Annotated in this window: 14 protein-coding genes and 1 pseudogene; 10 read left to right on the top strand and 5 right to left on the bottom strand. The window is 70.9% G+C overall.

Features of this window, described 5'->3' with window-relative positions; translation table 11 throughout:
* Positions 1 to 57: 57 nt before the first annotated feature.
* Positions 58 to 3,372, bottom strand: a complete 3,315-nt coding sequence (locus OG322_RS26400; protein ID WP_329307035.1) for a LamG-like jellyroll fold domain-containing protein — start codon at positions 3,370 to 3,372, stop codon at positions 58 to 60.
* Positions 3,373 to 3,386: 14 nt separating this feature from the next.
* Complete coding sequence (locus tag OG322_RS26395; protein WP_329307034.1) at positions 3,387 to 5,396, bottom strand: alkaline phosphatase family protein; 2,010 nt, start codon at positions 5,394 to 5,396, stop codon at positions 3,387 to 3,389.
* 354 nt (positions 5,397 to 5,750) lie between these two features.
* Between OG322_RS26395 and OG322_RS26390 the strand changes: the two genes are divergently transcribed.
* The gene (locus tag OG322_RS26390; RefSeq protein WP_123470705.1) at positions 5,751 to 6,383 is read left to right on the top strand and encodes a GNAT family N-acetyltransferase; all 633 of its coding nucleotides are present in this window, start codon (positions 5,751 to 5,753) and stop codon (positions 6,381 to 6,383) included.
* Between the two features lie 137 nt (positions 6,384 to 6,520).
* Here the strand turns inward: OG322_RS26390 and OG322_RS26385 are convergent, their stop codons facing one another.
* Entirely contained in the window at positions 6,521 to 7,180 is a 660-nt protein-coding gene (locus OG322_RS26385; protein ID WP_329307033.1) for a pirin family protein, read from the bottom strand.
* A 121-nt stretch (positions 7,181 to 7,301) separates the two neighbouring features.
* On the opposite strand from OG322_RS26385, the gene OG322_RS26380 reads away from it, so the two are divergent.
* The 5 genes from OG322_RS26380 to fabF all read left to right on the top strand — a co-directional run bounded on the left by OG322_RS26380 (position 7,302) and on the right by fabF (position 12,173).
* Positions 7,302 to 8,501 (top strand): PucR family transcriptional regulator, encoded by a 1,200-nt coding sequence (locus OG322_RS26380; protein ID WP_123470709.1) that lies wholly within the window; start codon positions 7,302 to 7,304, stop codon positions 8,499 to 8,501.
* Positions 8,502 to 8,590: 89 nt separating this feature from the next.
* Positions 8,591 to 9,505, top strand: coding sequence for an ACP S-malonyltransferase (locus OG322_RS26375; protein ID WP_123470711.1), 915 nt, complete (start codon positions 8,591 to 8,593; stop codon positions 9,503 to 9,505).
* Positions 9,506 to 9,518: 13 nt separating this feature from the next.
* Positions 9,519 to 10,520: a ketoacyl-ACP synthase III gene (locus OG322_RS26370; RefSeq protein ID WP_123470713.1), complete on the top strand. Its 1,002-nt coding sequence runs from the start codon at positions 9,519 to 9,521 to the stop codon at positions 10,518 to 10,520.
* A gap of 64 nt (positions 10,521 to 10,584) precedes the next feature.
* Positions 10,585 to 10,833, top strand: coding sequence for an acyl carrier protein (locus tag OG322_RS26365; RefSeq protein ID WP_123470715.1), 249 nt, complete (start codon positions 10,585 to 10,587; stop codon positions 10,831 to 10,833).
* 77 nt (positions 10,834 to 10,910) lie between these two features.
* The gene (fabF, locus tag OG322_RS26360) at positions 10,911 to 12,173 is read left to right on the top strand and encodes a beta-ketoacyl-ACP synthase II (protein ID WP_123470717.1); all 1,263 of its coding nucleotides are present in this window, start codon (positions 10,911 to 10,913) and stop codon (positions 12,171 to 12,173) included.
* Between the two features lie 148 nt (positions 12,174 to 12,321).
* On the opposite strand, the gene OG322_RS26355 is transcribed toward fabF, so the two are convergent.
* Positions 12,322 to 12,816, bottom strand: coding sequence for a DUF3145 domain-containing protein (locus OG322_RS26355; protein ID WP_123470719.1), 495 nt, complete (start codon positions 12,814 to 12,816; stop codon positions 12,322 to 12,324).
* Between the two features lie 352 nt (positions 12,817 to 13,168).
* Between OG322_RS26355 and OG322_RS26350 the strand changes: the two genes are divergently transcribed.
* Positions 13,169 to 14,080: an SGNH/GDSL hydrolase family protein gene (locus OG322_RS26350; protein ID WP_124283949.1), complete on the top strand. Its 912-nt coding sequence runs from the start codon at positions 13,169 to 13,171 to the stop codon at positions 14,078 to 14,080.
* A gap of 27 nt (positions 14,081 to 14,107) precedes the next feature.
* Positions 14,108 to 15,106: an aldose epimerase family protein gene (locus tag OG322_RS26345; RefSeq protein ID WP_329307032.1), complete on the top strand. Its 999-nt coding sequence runs from the start codon at positions 14,108 to 14,110 to the stop codon at positions 15,104 to 15,106.
* Positions 15,107 to 15,232: 126 nt separating this feature from the next.
* Here OG322_RS26345 and OG322_RS26340 read toward each other — a convergent pair whose 3' ends face one another.
* The gene (locus tag OG322_RS26340; protein ID WP_329307031.1) at positions 15,233 to 15,604 is read right to left on the bottom strand and encodes a fibronectin type III-like domain-contianing protein; all 372 of its coding nucleotides are present in this window, start codon (positions 15,602 to 15,604) and stop codon (positions 15,233 to 15,235) included.
* Positions 15,605 to 15,668: 64 nt separating this feature from the next.
* Between OG322_RS26340 and OG322_RS26335 the strand changes: the two are divergent.
* Positions 15,669 to 16,010: pseudogene (locus OG322_RS26335) on the top strand (TetR family transcriptional regulator C-terminal domain-containing protein); the annotation flags it as partial.
* 118 nt (positions 16,011 to 16,128) lie between these two features.
* Positions 16,129 to 18,054: a flavin monoamine oxidase family protein gene (locus tag OG322_RS26330; protein WP_329307030.1), complete on the top strand. Its 1,926-nt coding sequence runs from the start codon at positions 16,129 to 16,131 to the stop codon at positions 18,052 to 18,054.
* The last annotated feature ends 1 nt before the right edge of the window (position 18,055 follow it).

The raw sequence follows: 18,055 nt of genomic DNA, 5'->3' as shown, positions 1-18,055 counted from the left end.
CAGCTCCCGGCCCCACCGGGACCTGTCACGTCCGTCAGCGGTGCGACGCCGCACCCGTCAGCCCGTGGTCACCGCCCAGGGCCCGTTCGGGTCGCCCGGCCTCTGGTTCCGGGTCCACCACTTCGCCCGGTACGTCACGCCCTGGTGGGTCGCGATGTCGCCCGCCAGGAAGATCCGCGACGCGGTCCAGACCGGGGTGCCGTCCTCGGCCGTGCGGATCTCCTGCCACGGCCCGTACGGGTCACCCGGCTTCTGGTTCCGCGTCCACCAGGCCGCCCGGTAGAACGTGCCCTGGTAGGTGACCATGTCACCGTTGTCGTAGACCTCCGACGCGTCCCAGGGCGCGGTGCCCACGACCTCGACGGTCGCCGGCCGGGTCGCCGTGAAGCCCCACTCGTCGGTGGCGGTCACCGTCACCGGATAGGCGGCGGGCACCCAGGCGTCCACGCCGGACAGGCCGACGTTCACCGCACCCGGTACGTCCAGGATCGGTTCGAGCCGCGCCAGAACCGCTGCCTCGTCGAGGGGGTCACCGACGGCGAAGGTCGCGGTGTCGGCGGAGAGGGTCAGTCCGGGGACGGGTGCGACCCGTACGGTGATCGCGACCGGGTGGGACGTGTAGCGGCCACTGACCGCCGTGACCAGCACCGTGTACCAGCCGGGGGTGGCGAAGTCGACCGTGCCGAGATCGGCCGAGAGGGTCGCGCCGGCCGGGTCGGCGGTGGCGCCGGTCCTCTTGAGGAACGCGGCGACGTCCGCCGGGCCGTGGCCCTCCTGGTACGCGACGGTGCGGTTGTCCACCGAGACGACGGGCAACTCGGCCGGCGGTTCGGCGGAGTCCTCACCGACGGTGAAGGTGGTGACCGCCGCCGCGTGGTCGCTGGCCCAGGAGTTGTCCGCCACATCGTCCTCGGACGGCCAGCCGACGGTGAGCGGGTGCGCCTCGGCCACCTGGACACCGTCACCGGCGTACCAGACGTAGTCGATACGGTCCTGCGGCTCGGCCCGCCCGTCGGGGTGGGTCGAGGTGATCGGGGACCAGGTGTTGCCCGGGTCGGCCGAGGGGTCGGAGTTGACGACCCGGTAGGAGTCGGTCAGACCGAGATCCGCGAAGACGTCCGGCACCGGCCAGTCCACGGCGCCCGCGCCGCAGTGGGCGTCCGAGGTCGTCGAGGTCCAGTCGGTGCCCGACGGCGAGGCCAGGTCACCGAGCAAGACCACCGGGGTGCTGCCGCTGCCGGACAGGTCGCCCGCCATCTCCTGTGCGATCTTACGGGCCTGGGCGTAACGGGTGGTGGTCCTCTCATGTGCCGTCAGGTCCGCGGCGCCGTCGAAGCAGGCCCGGTAGGGGCCGTAGTCGGCCTCGTCCAGCCGCGCGTCCCACACCCGCACCGGCGTGCCCGCCACATCGAGGGTGACGGCCGCCGCCGGGGCGGCGTCGCTCGGGCCGATCCGCCCGGTGTCCGCGATCGGGTGGGCGGAGACGATCCCGAGATCCCCGGAGGCGTACACGTGCCAGCCCAGCGCGCCGGCGACCTGCCGGGCCATGTCCGCCCCGCCGTCCTGGAAGCCGACCAGGCCGATGCCCTGGGTGGCGATCACCGCGACGTTCTTCGCCACCGCGTCCGTGACATGGCTTCCGCCGTCCCAGGCATTCCACGAAGCGCTCTGGATCTGCGGCGCCGCGCCCCGGCCGGCCACCGGGACCTGGACCTCGATCTGCCCGGTCGTCGTGCCGTCGGTGGCCTCGACGGTGATCGTGCCGTCGTCCTGCGGTACGTCGTCGGGGGCGGTGCCCGTGACGACGCCGCCGGGGCTCACATCGAGCCAGCTGTCCCCCGACACCTTGGAGAAGCTGACCGGGGCGTCGTCCTGTTCCGTCCAGCCGGTGCTCCACAGCCCGGCGAGCGGCTGGTCGATGCCGCCGGAGACCGCCGTGGCGGGCAGCCTGAAGGTGGCGGACATGAAACCGGCCGTGCCGAGCGGGCCGAGCTTGGTCACCGAGAGCGTGTCGAACGACACGCTCGCGGAGTCGAGTTCGAGCCCGAGCACGCCCTTGGACGTGCGGGGAATTTCGACACCGGTGAGCACCGGGCGGCCGTCGAGGGAGAGGTTCGCCAGCGTGCCGTGCACTTCGAGGGCGAGGTCCACCTCGGTGCCGGTGCCCAGGTCCGAGCTGTACGCCGCGCTCTTGATGCCCTTCGTGGACGCCGGGTACCGGGTCATCGCGCGGACCCCGTCGGCGGCCGCGGTGTCGGCGGCGACCGCGAAGACCGGGTAGGGGCGGACGCCGTTGCCGGGTGTGTCCGCGACCACCCCGAACCACGGGCCGGTGGGCGCCAGCACGCTGTCGAAGCGGGCGGTCGCCCGGAGGACGTAGTCGTCCAGATGCGGGCCGAAGGTGATCAGCGGGTCGTCACCGGCGGCGGGCGAGTCGCCGGCCAGACGGCCGCCGGTCACCTTCCACGGGGACGAACCGGTGGCCTGGTTCCAGCAGTTGACGTCGGCCGCGTCCGAGAAGTCCTCGTTCAGGACGACGGTCCCGGCGGCGGCGCCGGCCGCGTCCGCGATCCCCTTCCGGTACGCGGAACAGTCCGGGGCGTCCGGCGGCGGAGCCGTGTTCCGCCGGACGAAGGACGCCACCTGGTCGGCCGAGAGCGCCGAGTCCCAGACGTGGGCGGTGCTGAGGGTGACCGGCGAGGGGGCCTCGATACCGCCGCTGCCCGCCGAGTCGGCGCCCAGGGTCCAGTTCTGCGCCCCGGCTGCCGGGGCGGTGAGCGAGCCTGCGGCGGCCGTGGTAGAGGCGAGGGCGCCGTCGACGTACAGCTTGACGTTCCGGCCGTCCCAGGTGGCGACCGCGTCGTACCACTGGCCGGGCACGATCGGGGCGTGCGTGTACTTGTAGCCGCCGACGTTCACCGAGAACGCCAGCTGACCGCCGTCGATCTGCAGATCGGCGCCGCCCGACTGGGCGTTGGAGCAGATCGCGGACTGCCCCGAGGCGGGCAGGGAATCACCGTTCCAGCGGAACCGGCACTCCACCGAGAACCCGCCGGACAGCTTGGGCCACTGCGCGGCGAACGGATAGGTGTACGCGTCCGTGGTGCCGTTGAAGGTCGCCGCGTTCTTGGCCACGCTCTGGTCGCGGGTGATGGACGGGGTGCCCTTGGTGACGGGGGCGAGGTTCTGGGCGCGGTCCGTCGGCCTGCCGTCGGCGAAGTCCACGTCCAGGACGCTCGGTTCGGGAACGGGGACGGCGGCTGCCGATGTCGGCGCGGTGTCGGCCGCCGTCGCCGTCATCACGGAGAACGGCGCGAGGAGCGCCGCGAAGGCGGCCGTGGCGGCCACCAGGAGTCTGGCTCTGGTTCGCATGCTCTTCTCTCTCCTCAGACCGTCGAGACACGGCCGGCGTACCGCTGGGTCCAGCCGGTCCCGGTGCTGGCGGTGAGCACCACGTCGTAGTAGCCCTGTTCGGTGGGCCAGTCCACGACGGTGGAGGCGCCGCCGGCGACGGTGTACCTCTGGGTGCCGCCCAGGTAGTCGTTGGCCGTCAGCGTGTAACGGACGGCCTGCGTACCGTCGTTGTGGAGCGTCAGCCTGACCTCGCCGTGCCTGCCCCTGCCCAGCTCCGCCCCGATGCGCGGAATGCCGATGTTCTTCTGGCTCGCGGGAATCACCTGTCCGGCGAAGGAGCGCAGGAAGCCGTCGGGCCCGTAGACGGAGAAGGCGTACTTGCCGTCGGTCTTCTTCACGTCCCAGGTGTACGAACGGGGGGTCGCCTCGGTCACCGTGTACGGCGTGTTGGCGAAGGCGAGGTACCGGTCGGGGAAGACCTGGAGGCTCACCGCCTTGCCCGCCGGACCGCCGGACAGCGTCATGGACGCGGTCACCGTGCCGGCGGAGCGGTTCTCGGTGAACGTGGCGTGCGGGTGGAAGGAGAGGCCGCGCGGCTTCATCCTGTCCGCCGGGAGCTCCGGCGGGGTCCCGGTGACCGGGTCCGCGATGACGACCGGCCCCGGCTGCGGGTGCGCGAAGTCGATCGCGCTGGTCAGGTCGCCGGCGACGGCCCGGCGCCAGTCGGTGATGTTCGGGCAGGTGAACGGCTTGCCCAGGGAGGCGGCCCAGGTCTCCAGGAACTTCACCGTCGAGGTGTGGTCGAACACCTCCGACGCGACGTAGCCGCCCCGGGTCCACGGCGAGACCAGCAGCATCGGCACCCTGGGCCCGAACCCGTACGGAGTGGTGCCGGAGAACTCACCGGCCGTGCCCGGCTCCGGGCGCGGGGGCAGTACATGGTCGAACTTACCGTCGTTCTCGTCGTAGGTGATGATCACCAGGGTGTGGTTCCAGATGTCCTCGTTGCTCTGGAGCGTCCGGAGCACCTTGTTCATGTAGCGCTCACCGTGCACGGTGTCGAAGCCCGGGTGCTCGCTCCACGCGGCGGGCATCACCACCCAGGAGACCTCGGGAAGCGGATGCTCCGCCCCCGGCTCGCAGGCGGCGATCAGGTCGCGGAGGACCGCGTCGAGGTTCGCCTCGGAGTCGTCGTTGGGCGTGGTGGCGCCCGCGTAGACGAAGGAGTTGGCCTTCCAGACCTTGCCGGTGCCGGGTTCGAGGTCGCCCTCGTCCGCCGTGCGGGGGTCGAAGGACTTGAAGCTGTTGGTGACATTGCAGCCGTACTCACCGACATAGCCGCTCTGGAGGCTGCCGCCGACGCCCTTGCCGCTGTTGTCGGAGTAGACCCGCCAGTCGATGCCGGCCTGCTGGAGCTGCTCAGGGACCGTGGTCCAGCCGCGGCTGTAGTTGTTCTGGCCGGCGTTGCTGGTCTCGCCGCCCGCCGAACCGGTCATCAGGTAGTAGCGGTTCGGGATGGTCGGCCCGTGCAGCGAGCAGAAGTTCATGTCACAGACGGTGTACTGGGAGGCGAGCGAGTACATCCACGGCATGTAGCCGGGCGAGTAGTACCACATGCAGTGGTCGCCCTTGTCCTTCACCCAGGTGTTCCACCGCCCGTCGTTGGCACCGTAGAAGTTGTGGTTGTCGCTCCAGGTGGCGGTCGACACGGCGGGCCGCACGATGGTGCCGGTGGCGTCGCGCTGCTGGAAGACGTCGGTGCCGTCCTGGAACCTCAGGACCTGCTTGTCCTGGTGGCCGCGTACACCGGGCAGCTGACCGAGGTAGTGGTCGAAGGACCGGTTCTCCTGCATCAGGATCACCACGTGCTTCAGATCGGACATATCGCCGTTGAAGCCCTTGGGCAGGACGTATTCGGCCGCGCCGGCCCGTGCCCCGCCGACCGCTTCCGCGACCGGTCCGGCCGCCATCGCACCGAGGGCGACGGCGGCCGTCCGGAGCATCCGGCGCCGGGTGATGCGGTGTTCGCCGGAGGGTCTCACCGCGTTCTCGGTGACTTCGGCTCTTCCGGTGGCTGCGCTGCTCTCGATGTTCTCTGTGCTCTCAGTGCTCTCTGCGTGCTCTGTGTGCTCTGTGTCGATGCAGGGGGGCTCGATGGTGGTGAGAGTCATCAGGGGCCTCTGGGGGAGAGTGATTCAGGGGGGCGAACGTCGGCGCTGCCTGCGAAAACTAGGCCGCCGGGGCGAACGGCGGGCGAACCATGGCCGTACTCCTGAGACACCGGCAGATGATCTCTCGCCGTTCCGCCGGACGGGGGTCTCCCCGAGGGCCAACATGCAACAGGGCCGGTCAACCCGGTAGTGCGAGATCACGAATGGCCGATACTCTCCCCGGCCATGACCGACATAGTGCGTGCCGCCGCCTCCGACGTCCCGGCGCTCGCCGCCGTACTCGCCAGTGCCTACGCCGAGGACCCCGTCTGGTCCTGGCTGATGCCGCACGACCGGGACCGGCGGCTGCGGCTCCTGTTCACCGCGCACCTGGCACAGCAGGTCCCGGCGGGCCGGGTGTGGACCGACCCGGACCGCACGGTGGCGGCGGTGTGGGCGGAGCCCGGCCAGTGGAAGCTGCCGACAAGCTACCTGCTGCGCAACGCGGGCACACTGATCCGGGCTGCGCGAGCCCAACTACCGCGTACCGCACTGCGGTTGCTCGCGCTGGAGCACCGCCATCCGGCCGACCCCGCGCACTGGTACGTCGAGTACATCGGCACCCACGCCGACGCGCGCGGCACCGGGCGCGGGTCGCGGGTGCTGGGCGGGCTGCTGGAGCGGGCGGACGCGGACGGGCGTCCGGTGTTCCTGGAGTCGAGCAACCGGCGCAACCTGACCTTCTACGAGCGGCACGGTTTCGCCGTGCACGAGGAGATGACGTTTCGGTCCGGGCCGCCGATGTGGTCGATGTGGCGGCGGGAGACCGGCCGCCGGCCGTCGACGTCGCCCGAGCGAGACATCCCGAGCGAGAGGTGATGAGACCCGCATGGGCGTGTACGACCGGCTGTTCGTGCCCGGCCCCTCTCCCTGCCCCCCGTGCGGTTCGCGGGCGGAGCTGGTGATCCAGTTCCACTTCGGGGACGTGTGGCTGCACGAGTTCCGCGTACCCCGGATCAGTCCGGCAGCTCCCACACCAGCACCTCGGCCGCCCCGCCGCCGCCGACCAGCTCCAGCCCCACTTCTCCGGTGATCCGCGCCGAGTCGCCCGGGGTCAGCTCCGCGTCGCCGATCCGCACGTTCCCGGCCACCACATGGACGTACACCCGAGGCGCGTCCGGCACCGCCGTGCGCTCACCCTCCCCCAGCCGCCGGACATGGAGCATCGCGCCCGCCTCCGGGAGGGCGTACGGGGTGGAGTCGGCGATGCCGGGGACGGTCGTGTACGAGGGCTCGCCGCCCGGCTCCAGTGGTGCGAGCCACATCTGAAGGAAGGTCAGCGGAACGTCCCCGTCGTTGCGTTCGACGTGCCGGACGCCCCCCGCCGCGCTGAGGTGCTGGACGTCCCCGGCCCGTACGACCGTGGCACGGCCGGTGGAATCGCGGTGGGTCAGCTCCCCCTCCACCACCCAGGTCACGATCTCCGTGTGGCTGTGCGGGTGCTCGTCGAAGCCCGCGCCGGGCTCCAGGCGTTCCTCGTTGCAGGCGAGGACCGGGCCGAAGCGGAGGTTGTCCGGGTCGTAGAAGGTGCCGAAGGAGAAGGAGTGCCGGGACTCGATACCGGCCGCCTCGTCCCCGCCCCTGAAGCGGTCGCCCGAGCGACGTACGGAAATCACCCGCCCACGGTAGCCCGCGCCGCCGTACCGGGGCCCCGGCCAGGGACCACTACCCAGCGGTACGACCCGCGGACCGCCCCGCCCCTCCGGGCAGCAGTCCGGATAAGGCAGTCTTGTCTCCGTGCCCCGACCCGATCCTGAGCAGCCCGCTGCGAACGACGCCCATCTCCATGCCGCGACGCTGAAGCGGCTGGAGCAGTCCTCCGGACGGCTGGCCGCGAACGCGATCGCCCGCATGGACGAGTCACTGCCCTGGTACCGGGCCATGCCACCGGAGAACCGGTCCTGGATCGGCCTGGTCGCCCAGGCCGGGATCGCCGCCTTCACCGAGTGGTTCCGGCATCCGGAGACCCCGCAGGCCATCTCGACCGATGTCTTCGGTACGGCTCCGCGCGAGCTGACCCGGGCGATCACGCTGCGGCAGACCGTCGAGATGGTGCGGACGACGATCGAGGTCATGGAGGCCGCGATCGACGAAGTCGCCGCGCCCGGCGACGAGTCGGTGCTGCGTGAGGCGCTGCTCGTCTACGCGCGGGAGATCGCCTTCGCGACCGCCCAGGTGTACGCCCAGGCCGCTGAGGCACGGGGCGCCTGGGACGCCCGGCTCGAATCGCTCGTGGTGAACGCGGTGCTGTCCGGGGAGGCCGACGAGGGCGCCGTGTCCCGGGCCGCCGCGCTCGGCTGGAACTCCCCCGAGCATGTCTGCGTGCTGCTCGGGACCGCACCGGACGGCGACAGCGAACTGACCGTGGAGGCGATCAGGCGGGCCGCCCGGCACGCCAAGCTCCAGGTCCTGACCGGGGTGCTCGGCAACCGCCTCGTCGTCATCGCGGGCGGCAGCGACAATCCGCTCCAGGTCGCGAAGGCGCTGATCGGGCCGTACGCGGCGGGTCCGGTCGTCGCCGGTCCCGTGGTGCCGGACCTGCTGGCGGCCACCCGGTCCGCACAGGCGGCGGCCGCCGGGCTCAAGGCGTGCGGCGCCTGGCAGGACGCCCCCCGGCCGGTACTCGCGGACGATCTGCTCCCGGAGCGCGCGATGGCGGGTGACCCGGCCGCGCGGGACCAGTTGGTAGAGGAGATCTACAGACCGCTCGAAGAAGCGGGTTCCGCCCTCCTGGAGACGCTGAGTGTGTATCTGGAACAGGCGAGCAGCCTCGAAGGAGCCGCCAGGATGCTCTTCGTCCACCCCAACACCGTGCGCTACCGGCTCCGACGTGTGACAGACGTCACCGGGTGGTCACCGTCGGACGTCCGCTCGGCGTTCACACTGCGGATCGCCCTCATCCTGGGGCGTCTGGCCGACAGAGATCTCCAGTCCTAGACTTTTGTCGGACATCAACAATTCCCCATACGGTTCTTCGTCCCTGTCCCCACGGGTGTTTCGGACCGTTCACAAGAGAGAGTGTGAGGGTGCTCGTACTCGTCGCTCCCGGCCAAGGCGCTCAGACGCCCGGCTTCCTGACTCCCTGGCTCGACCTCCCCGGTGCCACCGACCGCATCGCGGCCTGGTCCGACGCCATCGGGCTCGACCTTGCCCACTACGGCACCAAGGCCGACGCGGAGGAGATCCGCGACACCGCGGTGGCTCAGCCACTGCTGGTCGCCGCCGGCCTGCTGTCCGCGGCCGCACTCGACGCTTCGCCGAGTGTCGTCGCAGGTCACAGCGTTGGTGAAATCACCGCAGCCGCTTTCGCCGGAGTCATCGGCGACGAGGCCGCCCTCCGTCTCGTACGCACCCGTGGGCTCGGCATGGCCGAGGCCGCGGCGGTCACCGAGACCGGTATGGCGGCGTTGCTCGGCGGGGACCCCGAGGTCACCATCGCGCACCTGGAGAAGCTCGGCCTGACCCCGGCGAACGTCAACGGGGCCGGTCAGATCGTCGCCGCCGGCACCGCCGCGCAGATCGCCGCGCTCACCGAGGACAAGCCCGAGGGTGTGCGCCGCGTGGTGCCCCTGAAGGTCGCCGGGGCGTTCCACACGCACCACATGGCTCCCGCGGTCGAGCGGCTCCGCGAGGCCGCCGCGGCTCTGGAGGTCTCCGACCCGGCCGTGACATATGTCTCGAACGCCGACGGGAAGACCGTCGCCACCGGCGCGGAGGTCATCTCCCGGCTGGTCGGCCAGGTCGCCAACCCGGTCCGCTGGGACCTGTGCATGGAGACCTTCAAGGAACTGGGCGTCACGGCACTGATCGAGGCCTGCCCCGGCGGCACGCTCACCGGTCTCGCCAAGCGCGCGCTGCCGGGTGTGCAGACCCTCGCGCTCAAGACCCCCGACGACCTCGACGCGGCCCGCGCGCTCATCGCTGAGCACGCGGGCGCCTAAGGAGCCCGAGAGCATGTCGAAGATCAAGCCCAGCCAGGGCGCCCCGTACGCACGGATCATGGGTGTCGGCGGCTACCGCCCGACCCGTGTCGTGCCGAACGAGGTGATCCTCGAAACGATCGACTCGTCCGACGAGTGGATCCGCTCACGGTCCGGCATCGCCACCCGCCACTGGGCCTCCGACGAGGAGACCGTGGCCGCGATGTCCGTCGAGGCGTCCGGCAAGGCCATCGCCGATGCCGGGATCACCCCGTCGCAGATCGGCGCGGTCATCGTGTCCACCGTCTCGCACTTCAAGCAGACCCCGGCCATCGCCACCGAGATCGCCCACAAGGTCGGCGCGGGCAAGCCCGCCGCCTTCGACATCTCGGCCGGCTGCGCGGGCTTCGGCTACGGCCTGACGCTCGCCAAGGGCATGATCGTCGAGGGCTCGGCCCAGTACGTGCTCGTGATCGGCGTGGAGCGGCTGAGCGACCTCACCGACCTGAGCGACCGTGCGACGGCGTTCCTGTTCGGCGACGGTGCCGGTGCCGTCATCGTCGGCCCGTCCAAGGTGCCCGCAATAGGCCCCACGGTGTGGGGCTCCGAGGGCGACAAGTCGGACACGATCAAGCAGACCGTGGCGTGGGACACCTTCCACGCCGACCGTCCGGAGAAGTTCCCGGCCATCACGCAGGAGGGCCAGGCGGTCTTCCGCTGGGCCGTCTTCGAGATGGCGAAGGTCGCCCAGCAGGCGCTGGACGCGGCCGGGATCGCCCCGGAAGACCTGGACGTCTTCATTCCGCACCAGGCAAACATGCGGATCATCGACTCGATGGTGAAGACCCTGAAGCTGCCGGAGCACGTCACGGTCGCCCGTGACGTGGAGACCACCGGCAACACCTCCGCCGCCTCGATTCCGCTCGCTATGGAGCGGCTTCTGGCGACCGGTCAGGCGAAGAGCGGCGACACCGCGCTCGTCATCGGCTTCGGGGCGGGTCTCGTCTACGCCGCGACGGTCGTTACCCTCCCCTAGGCACACCGGGTCTTTTCGGCCCGGACGCCCGAACCCAGCAGATATACACCGAAGGAGCGCCAACATGGCCGCCACGCAGGAAGAGATCGTCACCGGTCTCGCCGAGATCGTCAACGAGATCGCCGGTATCCCGGTCGAGGACGTCCAGCTGGACAAGTCCTTCACCGACGACCTGGACGTCGACTCGCTGTCCATGGTCGAGGTCGTCGTCGCCGCCGAGGAGCGCTTCGACGTCAAGATCCCCGACGAGGACGTCAAGAACCTCAAGACGGTCGGCGACGCTGCCGAGTACATCCTCAAGCACCAGGCCTGATCCAGCCGGTTCGTGTGTCGCCACCCGGCGGTGGCGCCGCTGATTCACGACCCTCTACACGTGGAGAAGATTTTCCAGTGAACTCGACCAATCGCACCGTGGTCGTCACCGGTATCGGCGCAACCACTCCGCTGGGTGGCGATTCCGCATCGACCTGGGAAGGTCTGATGGCCGGCCGTTCCGGCGTCAAGCCCCTTGAGGGCGACCGTTTCGCCGAACTGCCTGTCCGGATCGCGGCCCTCGCGGCCGTCGACCCGGGTGACGTCCTGCCCCGTCCGCTCGCCCGCAAGCTGGACCGCTCGGCGCAGTTCGCGCTGATCGCGGCCCGTGAGGCGTGGGCGGACGCGGGCTTCACCGGCAAGGCCGGTGAGGACGCCAAGATCCAGCCCGATCGGCTGGGCTCGGTCATCGCCTCCGGCATCGGCGGCGTGATCACCCTGCTCGACCAGTACGACGTGCTGAAGGAGAAGGGCGTACGCCGCGTCTCCCCGCACACCGTGCCCATGCTCATGCCCAACGGTCCGGCCGCCAACGTCGGTATCGAGGTGAACGCCCAGGCGGGCGTCCACACCCCGGTCTCCGCCTGTGCGTCGGGCGCCGAGGCGATCGGGTACGCCGTCGAGATGATCCGCACCGGCCGTGCCGATGTGGTCCTCGCCGGTGGCACCGAGGCGGCCATCCACCCGCTGCCGATCGCCGCGTTCGCCAACATGATGGCGATGTCCAAGAGCAACGACGAGCCCGAGAAGGCCTCGCGTCCGTACGACACCGGCCGGGACGGCTTCGTCCTCGGCGAGGGCGCCGGCGTCGTCGTCCTGGAGTCCGCGGAGCACGCCGCCGCGCGCGGCGCCCGGGTCTACGCCGAGGTGCTGGGCCAGGGGCTGTCCGCGGACGCCCACCACATCGCGCAGCCCGAGCCGACCGGGCGCGGCATCGCCGCCGCGATGCAGAACCTGCTGGACCAGACGGACCTCAAGCCGTCCGAGGTCGTGCACCTCAACGCACACGCCACGTCCACGCCGCAGGGCGACGTCGCGGAGCTGAAGGCGCTGCGCAAGATCCTGGGCGACGACCTCGACCATGTCGCGATCTCCGCGACGAAGTCGATGACGGGCCATCTGCTCGGTGGCGCGGGCGGCATCGAGACCGTGGCGACGGTCCTGGCACTGCACCACCGGATGGCTCCGCCGACCATCAACATCGAGAACCTCGACGACGCGGTCGAGGCGGACATCGTGCGCGACACTCCGCGGCCGTTGCCGGAGGGGCCGATCGCGGCGATCAACAACTCGTTCGGATTCGGCGGGCACAACGTGGTGCTGGCGTTCCGTAGCGTGTGATCGTTTTACCGCTGTACGTGTGAAGCCCGCTTCCCCCTTGTGGGGAGGCGGGCTTCACACGTAGTGCGGGTCCTTTCGGGGGCTCCGCCCCCGCACCCCCGCTCCTCAGTCGCCGGAGGGGCTTGATCCTGCCCGGTCGGAGCCCCGGTCACACGACCTGGTGGAGCCAGCGGACCGGCGCGCCCTCGCCCGCGTGGCGAAAGGGCTCCAGTTCGTCGTCCCACGGCTTGCCCAGGAGCTTGGTGATCTCCGCCCCCAGGTCCGTCTCCCCCCGCACCGACCGTGCCAGCGCGGCCCGCAGCCGGTCCTCGGGGATCAGGATGTCGCCGTGCATGCCGGTGACCGCGTGGAAGATGCCCAGCTCGGGCGTGGAGCTGTAGCGCTCCCCCTCCGCGGTCTGCGACGGCTCCGCCGTCACCTCGAAGCGCAGCAGATCCCAGCCGCGCAACGCGGAGGCGAGCTTCGACGCCGTGCCCGGCCTGGCCTGCCAGGAGAACTCGGACCGCCAGGTGCCGGGCGCGGCCGGCTGTCTGATCCAGTCGAGCTGGACCCGCACACCGAGTACACCCTCCACCGCCCATTCGACATGGGGGCAGAGCGCGCGCGGTGCGGAGTGAACGTACAGAACTCCACGTGTCGTCACCGGGACCTCCAGTGTGGGACGAGGTTCGCCTTCCCCAGCGGCCTCGCGCCCGTAACGCCTCTTTCCGGCCGCTTCCCGAGGTTGTCATCAGTAAACAGCATCGGGAGTTAATCTCCGGAAAAGGGACACTATGTGACGTGATGTGAAGTTCGGAAGCCACCCGAGTGGAGCCGGACTGCCGAAGGAACCACTGGTTCGACGGGGGAAAAGCTACCGTGCGGCGGCGTCCGAGGTGTGACGTACCGTCGGTCCTGGGCCCATGATTCGCTCAGCATTCGCCCCGCGGGGCGGGCGGGCCCGCCGACCGGTGCCAAGAGGGTTTGCCGGGGGCATGGACGGGAGGCACCAGGGAATGCCGGATCGCTCCGTACGGCACCGATCGCGCACCGCACTGGCCGCGCTGGCCGCGTTGTCGTGTCTCGGCACGGCCGCGCTGGCCGGCTGTGACTCCGGGTCGGACAGCACGACGAAGGGCGCGGCGGCCGGGCACCCCTCCGCGGCGGCCGCACCGGTCTGGGACCGCAGCCCGGGGTCGGTCGCGGCGGTCGGGGACTCCATCACCCGCGGGTTCGACGCCTGCTCGGTGCTGGCGGACTGTCCCGAGGCCTCCTGGTCGACCGGCACGGACAGCACGGTGAACAGCCTCGCGGTGCGGCTGCTCGGCGCCTCCGGCGCGGCGGACCGCAGCTGGAACCACGCGGAGACGGGGGCCCGGATCAACCAGTTGCCGGAGCAGATGGCGCTGGCCGCGAAGGAGGACCCCGATCTGGTGACGGTGATGATCGGCGCCAACGACGCCTGCCGGGACTCGGTGCGGGTCATGACACCGGTGGCCGATTTCCGTGCGTCGTTCGAGGCGTCCATGCGTCAGCTGCGCAGCGTCGCGCCGAAGACGCAGGTGTATGTGTCGAGCGTGCCGGATCTGAAGCGGCTCTGGTCGACGGGGCGCGGCAATCAGCTGGGCAAGCAGATCTGGAAGCTGGGGATCTGCAAGTCGATGCTGGGCGACGCGGACGACATGAGCGCCTCGGCGGTGGCGCGGCGCGCGGCGGTGCAGAAGCGCGTGGTGGCGTACAACGAGGTGCTGCGCGAGGTGTGTGCGAAGGATGTGCGCTGCCGTTACGACGGCGGGGCGGTCTTCGACTACCGGTTCACCGGCAAGCAGCTCAGCCAGTGGGACTGGTTCCACCCGGGGCGCAACGGGCAGGCCCGGCTGGCCGAGATCGCGTACCGCAATGTCACGGCGGCCCGGCCCCCCGCGTGAGGGCCGGCCGGTCTAGAGTTCGCGATCATGGACACGGGTTCGAACACGGCGACGCGCACGGAAGACTTCGGCACCCTCGGCGACGGCACGGTCGTGCACCGCTGGACGCTGGAGCGGGCCGGCACGCGGGTGCGCGTGCTGACGTACGGCGGCGTCGTGCAGTCGGTCGAGGTGCCGGACCGCGACGGCGCGCGGACCGGTGTGGCGCTCGGGCTGCCGGATCTCGCCTCGTACCTGAAGTACACCGGGCCCTACTTCGGCGCGCTGGTCGGGCGGTACGCGAACCGGATCGGCGGCGCGGCCTTCGAGCTAGACGGACGGACCTGCCACCTCACGCGCAACGAGGGGCGCAACCACGTGCACGGCGGGGCCCTCGGCTTCGACAAGCGCGTCTGGGACGCCCGGGAGACCGCGGACGGGGTGGAGCTGTCCCTGGTCTCGGCGGACGGCGAGGAGGGTTTCCCGGGGCGCCTGGAGGTCTCGGTGGCGTACACGCTGGACGAGGGCGGGGCGCTGCGGATCGCGTACCGGGCGACGACGGACGCGCCGACCGTGCTGAACCTGACCAATCACACGTACTGGAACCTCGCGGGCGCCGACAGCGGCAGCGCGCTGGGACAGCGGCTGCGGATCGCGGCCGGACGGATCACCCCGGCCGACGCGGAGTCGCTGCCGACGGGTGAGTTCCGGCCGGTGGACGGGACCCGGTTCGACTTCCGGGAGTCCCGGCCGGTGCCCGGGGAGTACGACCACAACTACGTGCTGGACGAGGGCATATCGGGTCCGGCGGCCGAGTTGTACGACGAGGCGTCGGGGCGCGTGCTGACCGTCACCACCACGGAACCCGGTCTTCAGCTCTACACGGCGGACCACTTCGACGGGGAGCCGTTCGGACCGTGCGCCGGAATCGCGCTGGAGACCCAGCACTTTCCCGACTCCCCGAACCGGCCGGAGTTCCCGAGCACGGTGCTGCGGCCGGGCCAGGAGTACGTGTCGACGACGGTGTACGGCTTCTCGGCACGCTGATACGACGCGCTGATACGACGGCGCTGATACGACGGCGCTCGTACGGCACGGGGAAGAGCCCCGGAGCGGGGTCAGGGACCGCTCCGGGGCTCTTCCGTACAGGGGGTCGGGGGTGGACCCGGGCCGCTACGCCTTGACCTCAACGGTCGCGGTCAGCCGTACGTCGCCGAGCGAGTGGGCCGCCTGCACCTCGTACGTACCGGGGACGACGGTCCAGCCGTACGCCGTCTCGTCCCAGATCTCGTACGCGCGCCGCTCCAGCGGGACCGTCACCTCGACGCTCTGGCCGGGCACCGCCTCGACGCGGCCGAAGTCGGCGAGGACCCGGGCCGGGCGTTCGGCGGTGTCGGCCCTCGGGGCCAGGTAGAGCTGCACGGTCTCGGCGCCCGGCCGGGTGCCGGTGTTGGTGAGGCGGACGGTGGCGGCGTCCTCGGTGACGGTGAGGGCCTCGTACGTCCAGCCGGTAGATCGGTAGGGTTTGTTATCAATACGTAACACACGGGCATGGCGTACGGTCCAGGAAGCCGACCGGAAGCGGCCGGAACAGGGATCTGAGTAGTACCGAACCTTCTCGGCGCTGCTCGGCGAGAGCGTCACCGAGGAACACCCGGCGCGGGAGTTCTTCACCCACCGCTACACCCAGGTCCGGGCGAGCATGACGGCGATGCTGCGCGCCGAGTTCGGCGAGCGGCTGCCGGGCGGGCTCACGCCGGAGCGCGTCGCGCCCCTCCTGGTCGCGACGATGGACGGGCTGCAGTACCAGTGGCTGCTGGACCCGGACGCGGTGGACATGCCTGCGGCGTTCCAGGACTTCCTCCGGCTGCTGCGGACCGACGCCGAGCAGGCCTCACGGCCGGAGTCCTCGGACGCCTCGGACGCGGACAGCAATCCCGTCCACGAGTGACATGACCTGCGGCAACACCGATACGACAAGATCGTTAAGCGCCCCCTGCGGGTGATTCCGAGCGGTCTACGCGCGTCCGTGCGCGTGCGCCCCGTTTCGCGCCCCCCAGGGTTGCCGCATGACTTCCAAGCCCGCCGGACCGACCTCCGGCCTGCCCTCCAGGCGCACCATGATCGCCGGTGCCGCCGCAGGCGCCGGCGCTCTCGCCGCGACCGCCATGACCTCGGCGAACGCCGCGGCCGCCGCCGCCCCCGCCCCGGCGGCGGCCCCCGGTTCCGACTGGAACGCCTGCCTGACCGTCGCCCGCGCCATCCTCGTCCGCGACGAGCGGGACGAGCCGCTGGTGCCGCACTACCGCGACGTCCTGCTCACCAAGGGCCTGCCGCGCAGCCGCAAGGCGCCCAAGAAGGTGCTGGTCATCGGCGCGGGCCCGGCCGGGCTCACCGCCGCCCATCTGCTCCGCGAGGCCGGGCACACCGTCACCGTGATCGAGGCCAACGGCAACCGGGTCGGCGGCCGGATCAAGACCTTCCGCACGGGCGGCCACGAGAACGCGAAGTCGCCCTTCGCCGACCCGGAGCAGTACGCCGAGGCCGGGGCGATGCGCATCCCCGACAGCCACCCGCTCGTCACCGGGCTCATGGACAGTTTCGAGCTGAAGCGCCGCCGCTTCTACCTCGTCGACGTCGACGAGACCGGCCGGCCCGTCAACCACACCTGGATCCACGTCAACGGCGTCCGGGTCCGCAAGGCGGACTACGCGAAGAAGCCGCAGGCGGTCAACCGCTCCTTCGGGGTCCCCGCCGAATTCGAGGACAAGACGGCCTCGGCCATCGTGCGCGAGGCCTTCGCCCCGGTGCGCGCGGAGTTCGAGGGCAAGGAGGGCTCCGAACTCGTCAAGGGCTGGGCGCGGGTCATCCAGCGCTACGGCCACTGGTCGATGTTCCGCTTCCTGACCGAGGCGGCCAAGCTCGACGAGCGCACCGTCGACCTCATCGGCACGGTCGAGAACCTCACCTCGCGGCTCCACCTCGCCTTCGTGCACAGCTTCATCGGGGCCTCCCTGATCAGCCCGGACACCGCGTTCTACGAACTGCCCGACGGCACGGCGACACTGGCCGACGCGATGTACGCACGGGTCAAGGACCTGGTGCGGCTGGACCGCCGGGCCGCCAGGATCAGCCACGGCGCCGACGGAGTCCGGGTCGAGACGGTGTCCGAGGGCCGGGACGGCAAGGTCGTGCGGGAGACGTTCACCGGCGACCGGGCGATCGTCACCGTGCCGTTCTCCGGACTGCGCCACATCCCGGTCACGCCCGCGCTCTCGTACGGCAAGCGGCGCGCGATCACCGAGATCCACTACGACGCGGCCACCAAGGTGCTGCTCGAATTCAGCCGCCGCTGGTGGGAGTTCGAGGAGAAGGACTGGAAGACCGAGCTGAACAGCATCCGGCCCGGTCTGTACGACGCGTACCGGCTCGGCAAGGCACCTGCCGACGGTTCGCTGCTGGGCGCGCACGCATCCGTACCGTCCGGCCACCTGCCGCCCAACCAGCGCGTGCACTACGCGGCGTACCGCGCGACCGCCCGCAACCAGCCCGAGGCCGCTCACGTCATCGGCGGCGGATCGGTCACCGACAACGCCAACCGGTTCATGTACCAGCCCTCCCACCCGGCCGGCACGAGCAAGGGCGGAGTTCTCCTCGCCTCGTACAGCTGGGCGGACGACGCCCTGAAATGGGACTCCCTGGACGACGACGAGCGCTACCCGCACGCCCTGGGAGGGGTGCAGGACGTGTACGGGCAGCGCATCGAGGTCTTCTACACGGGGGCCGGCGCCACCCAGTCGTGGATGCGCGACCCGTACGCGTACGGCGAGGCGTCCGTACTGCTGCCCGGCCAGCACACCGAACTGTTCGCCGATGTGCGCTCGACCGAGGGTCCGCTGCACTTCGCGGGCTGCCACACCTCGGTCAAGCCGGCCTGGATCGAAGGAGCGTTGGAGTCGGCGGTCCGCACCGCGCTGGAGGTGCACACGAGCTGAC

It is taken from the genome of Streptomyces sp. NBC_01260 (assembly GCF_036226405.1).
In the GTDB taxonomy this organism is placed as follows: domain Bacteria; phylum Actinomycetota; class Actinomycetes; order Streptomycetales; family Streptomycetaceae; genus Streptomyces; species Streptomyces laculatispora.
Note: the sequence above shows the minus strand (reverse complement) of the source record. Positions and strands in the feature narration are given on the sequence as shown.

What these genes read in the sequence shown, in the direction of transcription:
- OG322_RS26350 (WP_124283949.1), top strand. Translation starts at nt 13,169, where the DNA reads ATGCCGGATCGCTCCGTACGGCACCGATCGCGCACCGCACTGGCCGCG.
- OG322_RS26400 (WP_329307035.1), bottom strand. Translation starts at nt 3,372, where the DNA reads ATGCGAACCAGAGCCAGACTCCTGGTGGCCGCCACGGCCGCCTTCGCG.
- OG322_RS26330 (WP_329307030.1), top strand. Translation starts at nt 16,129, where the DNA reads ATGACTTCCAAGCCCGCCGGACCGACCTCCGGCCTGCCCTCCAGGCGC.
- OG322_RS26345 (WP_329307032.1), top strand. Translation starts at nt 14,108, where the DNA reads ATGGACACGGGTTCGAACACGGCGACGCGCACGGAAGACTTCGGCACC.
- OG322_RS26390 (WP_123470705.1), top strand. Translation starts at nt 5,751, where the DNA reads ATGACCGACATAGTGCGTGCCGCCGCCTCCGACGTCCCGGCGCTCGCC.
- OG322_RS26370 (WP_123470713.1), top strand. Translation starts at nt 9,519, where the DNA reads ATGTCGAAGATCAAGCCCAGCCAGGGCGCCCCGTACGCACGGATCATG.
- OG322_RS26365 (WP_123470715.1), top strand. Translation starts at nt 10,585, where the DNA reads ATGGCCGCCACGCAGGAAGAGATCGTCACCGGTCTCGCCGAGATCGTC.